At 61.3% G+C, this 8214-nt stretch carries 6 protein-coding genes; all 6 read right to left on the bottom strand.

Going from position 1 to position 8214, the window contains the following annotated elements:
- Window positions 1-508: 508 nt before the first annotated feature.
- From ACTHNE_RS20210 to ACTHNE_RS20185, 6 genes are read right to left on the bottom strand one after another with little or no spacing between them, the layout of a single operon-like run.
- The gene (locus tag ACTHNE_RS20210) at window positions 509-4531 is read right to left on the bottom strand and encodes a pilus assembly protein (RefSeq protein ID WP_440270158.1); all 4023 of its coding nucleotides are present in this window, start codon (window positions 4529-4531) and stop codon (window positions 509-511) included.
- Between the two features lie 60 nt (window positions 4532-4591).
- The gene (locus ACTHNE_RS20205; protein ID WP_324943778.1) at window positions 4592-5179 is read right to left on the bottom strand and encodes a pilus assembly PilX family protein; all 588 of its coding nucleotides are present in this window, start codon (window positions 5177-5179) and stop codon (window positions 4592-4594) included.
- An 11-nt stretch (window positions 5180-5190) separates the two neighbouring features.
- Window positions 5191-6318, bottom strand: coding sequence for a PilW family protein (locus ACTHNE_RS20200; RefSeq protein WP_440270157.1), 1128 nt, complete (start codon window positions 6316-6318; stop codon window positions 5191-5193).
- Between the two features lie 7 nt (window positions 6319-6325).
- On the bottom strand, window positions 6326-6832 hold the full coding sequence (pilV, locus tag ACTHNE_RS20195) for a type IV pilus modification protein PilV (RefSeq protein WP_440270156.1): 507 nt from the start codon (window positions 6830-6832) through the stop codon (window positions 6326-6328).
- A complete protein-coding gene (locus tag ACTHNE_RS20190; protein WP_324943770.1) occupies window positions 6829-7452 on the bottom strand; it encodes a pilus assembly FimT family protein in 624 nt (207 codons plus the stop codon). Before ACTHNE_RS20190 ends, pilV begins: the two co-directional genes overlap by 4 nt.
- Complete coding sequence (locus ACTHNE_RS20185; protein ID WP_324943767.1) at window positions 7449-7910, bottom strand: type IV pilin protein; 462 nt, start codon at window positions 7908-7910, stop codon at window positions 7449-7451. Before ACTHNE_RS20185 ends, ACTHNE_RS20190 begins: the two co-directional genes overlap by 4 nt.
- Between the last annotated feature and the right edge of the window lie 304 nt (window positions 7911-8214).

The following is an 8214-nucleotide window of genomic DNA, read 5'->3' as shown; positions in this document are numbered from 1 at the left end:
GTTACCCCGGACTTGACCCGGGGGTAACCCACCATCTGCGGAGCGGCATTGTTGGGTCACCCCCGGAACACGGCCGGGGTAACCCAACCTACATTGGCATCAGGCACAAAAAAACGGCGCCGGAGATGTGGGCGGATACATCTCCGACGCCGCGAGTCGGACAACGGCCACAAAGGGAGGAAGTCAGCCGCTGTGCATGCCACGAATCGCTACTGATTGACGTCGACACTGGGAACGTGGCGCCGACAGCACCGCGCGGATGCCACTGCAGTGTGTCCAGATCGTCCCGCCATGCCCATGGCGCTGGGGGACAAATCTCTGTTCGGTTGGGCCATCTCGCTATGCAATATCCCGCGCGATGTCACGGTAATGCAGTGGTGTCGTAGGTAGGGTTACCCCGGACTTGATCCGGGGGTAACCCAACGATATCGCCGCATTAAGTTGGGTTATCCCACGGAGTAACCCAACTTATGATGCTTCCGATCAAATGAGCCAAGAAGGCGCGCTATCAGTTAAGTACCTCGCGCCAGTTCACGCGATGGACCAGGTTGCTGTTGTTGTTCTGGTTTACCGCCTTGAACGTGGTGACGCCGGCCGAGGTGCTGGATGCCACCGTGACGGTGCCGTCGGTGTTTTGCAGTAACTGCACGCCGGTGGGCGCGGCCGAGGTGGTGAGGTATTTCACAGTGCTGCCGCCACTCATCAACACCGATGCGCCCGAATAGTTGGTGGCGTATAGCGCGCCCTGCAGCGAACAGGGGTCGCTGGAAGGAATCACCGTGGTCCACGCCACGATGTTCAAACCGGTGGCCGCTGCTGGCGCCACCACGATGCGCTCGGTGCCGCCGTTGTTGCCGCCGGCCGAACCGGTGAGGTCGTAGTACCAGCCGGTCGAGCTGTCCGACACAGTCGTGCCTTGAGTGAGGTCGGTGATGGCTGTCAACGCCGTGCGCTTCAGCGGCAATCCCGATGTGGAAGGCGTGCTGCCGGAGCCGTCGCGCAACGCGTACATGGTTTGCTGCTGCGTATCGGTAAGGTCGGTGATGTCGAGGAATTTGCCGGTGCCCACGAATACCCAGCGCAGGATGGCAAGGCCGTTGGAACTCAGGCTTTCTTCCACGCGCGGCGCCGTGGTGATCGGCTGCGCTTTGCCAGAGGGATCGGCGAGCGTGGCGAACAGGGTCGGCGAAGGATAATCACCGGTCGCGGTACCGGACGAATCCACCGCCGCTTCGGTCAGGTCGAATCGCCATACGTTGCCCAAGAGATCGCCGGCGTAGATCTGGTCGACCGTGCCGTCGGTGACGTCCTGCGTAAACGCGGTGGCTTGCGTCAGGCCGGCCGGCGACGTCGCAGTGCCTGCGCCGGTGTCGATCTTCTGCAGGATCGCGCCGGTCTTGATGTTCAAGATATAGAGAATGCCGTGCCCGGCCAGCTTGCCGCCGGTGTTGTTGTAGCCGGAGGTCATGGCGACCACCCAGCCATATTTGCGCGTCTTGATGATCAGCGGCGGGCCATAGCTGTAGCCCATGTCCGCATCGGTGAATTCCCACAGCACCTTGCTGGCCTGCGAGGTTTCCACCGTCGAGCTGCTGGTGGTATCGACGGCCGCCGGTACATTGGTCACGTCCAGCGCATAGATGCCTTTGCCGCCCTTGCCCAGGCCGCCCACCAGAATGGTGTGCCAGTCCGCCGTCTTGGCGGTGGTGCTCGGGTTGGCCGTGCCGTCGCTGGTGTAGGTGAAATCCACATCCGCCACCTGCGGCGTGGCGTCGACGTAATAGTGGTGCGAGAAGTTGTTGGCCGATACGCCGTCGAGGTTGGCCAATGCAGGCAGACCGTCGACCAGCGGCGTGTTGTTCGGTCCGTTGAACAGCATGCTGGGAACGTAGGCGAACAATTCGCTGCCGCCGCCGGTCACCGGATTGCTGCTGGTGGAGCCCAGGAAATCCGCTTCGAACGCGTGCATCATGCCGTCATTCGCGCCGACGTAGACCACCGGCTGGCGGCTGGCGACATTGCTGCTGAAGCTGGCATAGCCGGGGTTGTTCGTATCCGAGTAGGACGTCGACAGCGCGCCTTGCACCAGCACGGCCGCCGAATTGACGATGTCGCCCAGGATGTGTGTGCGCGCGCGGAACAGGGTGCTTTCGTTGCTCTTATCGCCGCGCAGATAGTCGACGAACTTCGAGCCGTTGCCGGTCTGGTCCAGGATGCCTTGTTCGGTGGAAGACAGACTGCTGTAGCGGAACGGCACGCCCTTGCTGCCGTTCCAGGTCACGACACGCCGGCCGCTGCTCCAGCCCAGCGTGGTAGTGCCAGAGCTGGAAGAAGCAGTTTGCGTCAGCGTGTCCAGCTGCAATTGCGCGTGCCATGGCGTGCTGCCGGAAGCTGCCGTGACGTCACTGCCGGTGGCGGTGGTGGCGATGAAGCCGGCCACATCACCGGTCCAGGTCACCGGTGTGTATTGCGTGGTGTACGCGGGGAAGCCTGCGACCGGCGCGTAGTACGGTGCAGCGCCGGAGGTGACGTTAGTCAAGCCGTGGCTGGAGTTGACCGACAGGCCCGAGCCGGACTGCGACGCCGTGGAGGCGACGTTGTTGAAGATCTGCTGCAGGCCGCTTTGGATAAGGTCGGGCCGATTGCCGGGGAAGTAATTGTCGGGGCGCAGATCATTCGTGGTGGCACTGGTGCTGTTGGTGTGCCAGGTCAGCATGTTAGCGGGATTGCCATCGCCGTTGACATCGTTGAAGCCGCCGTATTTCGCAGCGAGCCAATACATGTCCGGGCCGGCACCGCTGCTCAGGTTGGACGGGCTGTAGGTCGGATGGCTGGAAGTGCCGTCATAGTTGCCGGGTTCGAGTACATCGACGGTGTAGGTCGTGATTTTTTGATTGCCGGTGATGTCGGCTCGGATGTCGTTGATATGCGCGTAGTAGGCCAACCCAGCCATGTTGTATGTTGCGGATGCACCGCTGATTTCGTAAATCGTACCTAGGGCAGTGGTGTTCTGGTATTGCGCCATGGTCTGCGAGGCGGCCGTCGTACCCTGGGCTTCCATCAATGGCAGATTGCCGAGTTTGGTGACGTATTTGGATGCATCCAGCGCAGCGCCTACGGTGCCGCCCACCGGCAATGGCGAAAGCAGCGTGCCTCCTGTCGGTGCAGTGCTGGGTACGGCCGTGTCATACCAGGTATGTGCATCGCCGATAGTCACGATGGCGTTGTTCTGGCAGGTGAACTGGATCGGGTCGTTGATGGTTGGCGAGCTGGCCTTGGCGGCCGCGGTGCCTTTGAATACTGGAAAGGTAGGGTCTGTGCTGTTGCTCTGCGAGAGTCCCGTCGTGTAGCTCGCATCCAGTGGCACCTGCATGTAATAGGCAAGCGTGGCCCAGTACAGGTCGCTGATATTGTCGTACTGCTCGTAATCGCTGCCGTAGCCGAACTTGTTGAGGTAATTGATGGCGCCGCTATCTGTGAAGGCCACGCCACCGGGAGCGGTAGCGTAAGTGGAATCGGCTGCATCAGGATTGGTAATGAATGCACCGGTGTTAGCATCCCATTCCGAATACGTGTTGGTCTGGCGCGCGCCGTAGCCGTTGTAGCTGGTGGGTCCGTTGTCACGCAGCAAGGCACGCACCACGCCATTGGGCTGGCTGTTGCCTTTGAGGAAGGCATAGGCCGACGCACCCACGCGGATCTTGGTGTAGTTCTGCTGGATCAGGCCTTCAGGCTTGTTATAAGTATGGGCGCCGACGTAGTCGGTGGCCGCATGTGCCGAATTGCAATTGCTTTCCAGTATGCCCGGCACGCACACCTGCACTTGCGCATTGTAGACGGTGTAAAAATTTTTGCCGCCGTCGTTTACCACGGTCGGTGGGGTTTTGGGATTGGTTTTGTCGTTGGGCGGCGTGTAGTTGTTCGAAATAATGAACTTGGAGCCTTGCTGGTACGAGAACAGGTACACCGTGCTCAGCGAGGAATATTGGCTGTCACCGATCACCGTGGAGGCGTCCACGTTACCCACGCCCGTGCCGATCTTTTTGATCGGGAAATTTTGTATGGTGGTTTGCGAATTGAGATTGGAGCGCTGCAGCACCGTCGTCGTTGCGTTATCGACCGAGCGGTTACCGCCGGTGAGCGCCTGGCGGAATTCGTCGAGCGAGGTCATCAACGCCCAGTTGAGCATGTTGCCGCTCCAGTGTCCGGTACACACCGGGCCTGAAACACCGCTCACTGGCGCGAAATAGCCGGTGCCGGTGGTGCTGCTGTAGTCGTAGCACTTGGCCGGATCGAAGTAGCCCAGATACGTGTTCTTGATGGCATACCCGGCGCTGTCCTTGTAGGCCGCCACCGTGCCGGTCGGATATTCCACCGACAGCGCCAGCATCAGGTTCGCCGGCACGTTGGAAGTGCTGTATACCGGCGTGTCGGAAAGCGTCGTGGCCGATGCGCCGGCGCTTGCGGTCAGCGCCATCATGCATGCCAGCAACCTTGCGTTGAGACGAACGTGGCGGAAAATTTTGAGCATGGCCGATCCCGGAATGAAGGCTTGGAGCATGTGGCGAGGCAAGATGTCTGCGCTGGGCTTTCAGCGCATGAAGGTCTGCACGTACGCGGTGGTGTTCTTGGGGCCGTCCACGCGCACCGTCAGGCGGAAGGCCGCATAGGCGCCGTTGCTGAAGGTGAGGTTGTCGGAGTTCTGGTTGGCGAGCGAGCCGCCGAGCAAGGAAGCGCCAGGCACGATGCAGCGCGTCGGCGTGGCCGCGCCCGATGAAGGGCACAGGCGCTCCACCACGTAACGGATCGTGTTGCCGTTGGTGTCAGAAAATTTCTGAAATCCGGAGGTCAAATTCACCAGCATGTCCGGTATGTCGCCGGTGGAACGCGACGTAGCCGGCTGCGGTTCCGCGTAATAGCCGAGATTGGACTGATCGTTATCGCTGTTCGGCTGCGTAAAGGTGATCTTCTGCTGCGCATCCACGTACGCGGCCTCGGCTCCCTGCAGCGCACTCTGGCGAAAGGTGAGGCTGCCGGCGATGGTGTTGCTGGTATCCACCGAGCGCATCAGCGCCAGTGCGGCGAGCAGCGATACTACCAGTACGATGATCGCCATCAGGGTGGAGATCATGCCGCGTTGGTGATCGCGGGCGTCGAGCGAAATGCAAGGGGTCGTCATGTCGCGTCCACTCAATAATGCGTGCTGACCAGCGCGTTGCGCACCGGAATGGTGGTGTCGTACACCTGGTAGCGGTACTGCGTATTCGGTGTGAAGGTGTACTGCAGTGTCGAATCAAGATCCTGAAACAGGACGATCGGATTGTTGTTGGTGTAATCGCTCGAACGCTCCGGCAACCGGCTCTGCGCCACGATTGCAATGCGGATCGCCTTGATCTTGCCCATGGCGCTCGATGCCGCGCTGCTGCTTGCGGTGAGCGTGTCGATCGAATACGTGCCGGTGGGCTGCACCCAACTTATGCCGGTGCTGGTCTGGATGCCGTACAACGCCTTCATCAGCACGATGCCATCGGCAATCGGCGTGACCGCGGCGGCTTGCCCATTCACCGGCCGCTGCAGCAGGTCGTACGACACCAGCGAATTAGTGGAAGCATCGATGCCGAACAGCGTGAACATCGGCGCGGCGCCAGCATCGAACAGATACGTGGCCTTCTGCAGGCCGGTCGCCGGGCTGTTGTCGGCGTCCAGCGCGAGCGTGGTGCCCGATACCTGTGTCGCCGTGGATGTACTGGTCAGATGCGCCAGCGCGCAGGTGCCATCGGACAAGGTGCCAAGCAGATAATCGCCGGTCATGATGCCAAGGCTGTTGCCTACGGCCACGCTGCTCGTCGTGGGCGTGCCGGCGATGGCAATCTTGAACACCTGCAACGCGGAATTGCCGCCCACCACACCGATCACGTCGGGATTGCTGCCGCCGGAGGCAATCAGCACCGGTACCAGGCGTGTGGTGAGCGGCCAGCCCGATGAGGTGAACGGTGAGGGCAGGGCCGATTGCGCCGGTAGCGTCTGGACCTTGCCGGCGGGTGTGGTGGTGTAGGCGGTAACCGGGCAACCCCACAAGCCGTAGTTGTAGCCTTGCACGATGCTCGAGCCGGCTGTACGCAATTGGCGCTCCAGCGTATACAGCGCGTAGCTGCCGTTCTGCTGCGCGTCGTTGCCGCTGGTGGTGGTGCGCTTCTTGCCCTCGTATACCGCGAAGGCAGCCATGATCGCCAGCAAGCACAGCATGCTCACCAGCATGCCCACCATCAGTTCGATCAGCGAGAAGCCCCGCTGACGCGTAGCCGTCTTGGAATTCATCGAGCCCTCAATTGCCGATCGCGGTGACGGAGACATATTTGTGCTTGGTGGAATCGGAGGGCGTTTGCCAGTAGACGGTGACCGTCACCTGGTATTGCGTGTTGCCGGAGCTGGAGATGTCCTGTTCGACCACGTCGATGCTTGGCGGATTGGCCTTGGCGCCTGGCAGGCAAGCGACGTCGGGCTTGCTTGCCGTGCAATCGAGGCGCTTGGCCCATGCGGTGTAGCTGGCACCACCACTGCTGCCGTCACTGCCACCGCTGCCCGCGAACAGCGTCTTGAGCTGGCTCGGATCGCTTGCCCACATCTGCGCGATCACATGGTCGGCCAGCATGGCGGCGTTGATGCGATATTTTGAGCTGCTGGTCATCTCGATGGCCGAACCCTGCAATGCCACCAGGCCAAGAATACCGACCGAAAAAATCAGGATCGCGACCATGGCGTCGATCAGCACGATGCCTCGCTGGTGCGGGGCACGGCGTTTCGCGCACGGGCGGGTGAGCGTCGTCTTCATGGACACCCCATTACGTTGTTGCTCAAGGTGAAAGCCGGATCGCACATGTTCACCATGCCGCCCGGCGAAATCGTGGTGACCAGGCGGCGACTGCTTGCCTGCAGCGAGCTTTGCGCCGCAGTGACGTCGATGCGCAGGATCGACGCGCTGCCATAAGCGGTAGGCCGGCCCAGCGCGTTGTAGGTAACGCCGGCCGGAACGCCGCCGCTGAGGATGGTTTTATAGGTGCTGGCCGAGGACGAACTGGACGCGACATCCTTCACCGCCGTGGATGCACCCACCTGCACGTTGCTCATGCCCGGCGAATTCCAGCTTTGCACCGTGCCGGTGGCGGTACTGCAATCGGTCGCCGCCTGGGCGCTCGCCGCGCTGGCCGGCAATACGCACACCTGCCAGCTGGTGGCGGAAGAAAGTTGGAAGCGCACGTAGCGGCTTTGTTGCGAGGCTTCGTTGCGCGCCAGCCGCAGGCCGTTCTGGATCGATTCGGTCACCGTGCGGATGCGCGTGTTCAATGTCCACTGCTGGAACGTGGGCATGCCGAGCATGACCAGGATCGCCAGGATGGCGACCGCCACCATCAGCTCGATCAGGCTGACGCCGCGCTGGTGGGGCGCTTTCACTGGCAGTTTCCTTTGGCAGTGACCCAGCAACTGCTCATCGTGCCGGAGTACCAGTTATTGTCGCTGGTCGTCGCGTGGACGTTGTTCTGATCGATGGTGAAGGTGAAATTGGCGGTCTGCGTGGTGGCACCGGTGGCGGTGATCTTGTAGGTGCTGCTGGTGGCCGTACAGGTATAGGTGAAATATTTCACGGTGCTGTTCGAGCCAGTGGCCGGCATGGGGGTGCCGCAGTTTCCCGCACCATCCACATAGGTGCGGTTGTCCTGGAAGTACTGCTCCATCTGCACACGCAAGGCGCTCAGATTGTTCTGCGCTTCGGTCAGCTTGCCGCGCGTGATGTAGTCGCTGTAGATCGGCACGGCGATCGCGGCCAGAATCGCGATGATCGCCACCACGATCATCAGCTCGATCAAGGTGAAGCCTGCAGCTTGCCTGCAGCGCGTGCGTAATGTGCCCATGGACCGCCCCTGTACGGTTTGGAGCCTGTGCGAAGCCCCGAAAATCGCGTCGAAAGAGCGCAAGCGCGCCCGATCGTCTGTCTGAAGAGTGCACCATCCGTTCTTTCACGAATGGTGCCTACGATCATGCGGTTTCGCAGGCGCGGCAGCTATCGCCCGAGAGGACAAACTAGCAGTCACTTTGGGACAGCGCGTTGATGTCGCGATGTGCCGCACATGGCCTGTGTGGACTTGTCTGCACAGTCGCATGCCGTTGTTCGGGCGGAGTGCGGTGCATGTATGCCATGTGGCAGAGAAGTTTGGA

It is taken from the genome of Dyella sp. (genome assembly GCF_051954575.1).
GTDB lineage: Bacteria > Pseudomonadota > Gammaproteobacteria > Xanthomonadales > Rhodanobacteraceae > Dyella_B.
Note: the sequence above shows the minus strand (reverse complement) of the source record. Positions and strands in the feature narration are given on the sequence as shown.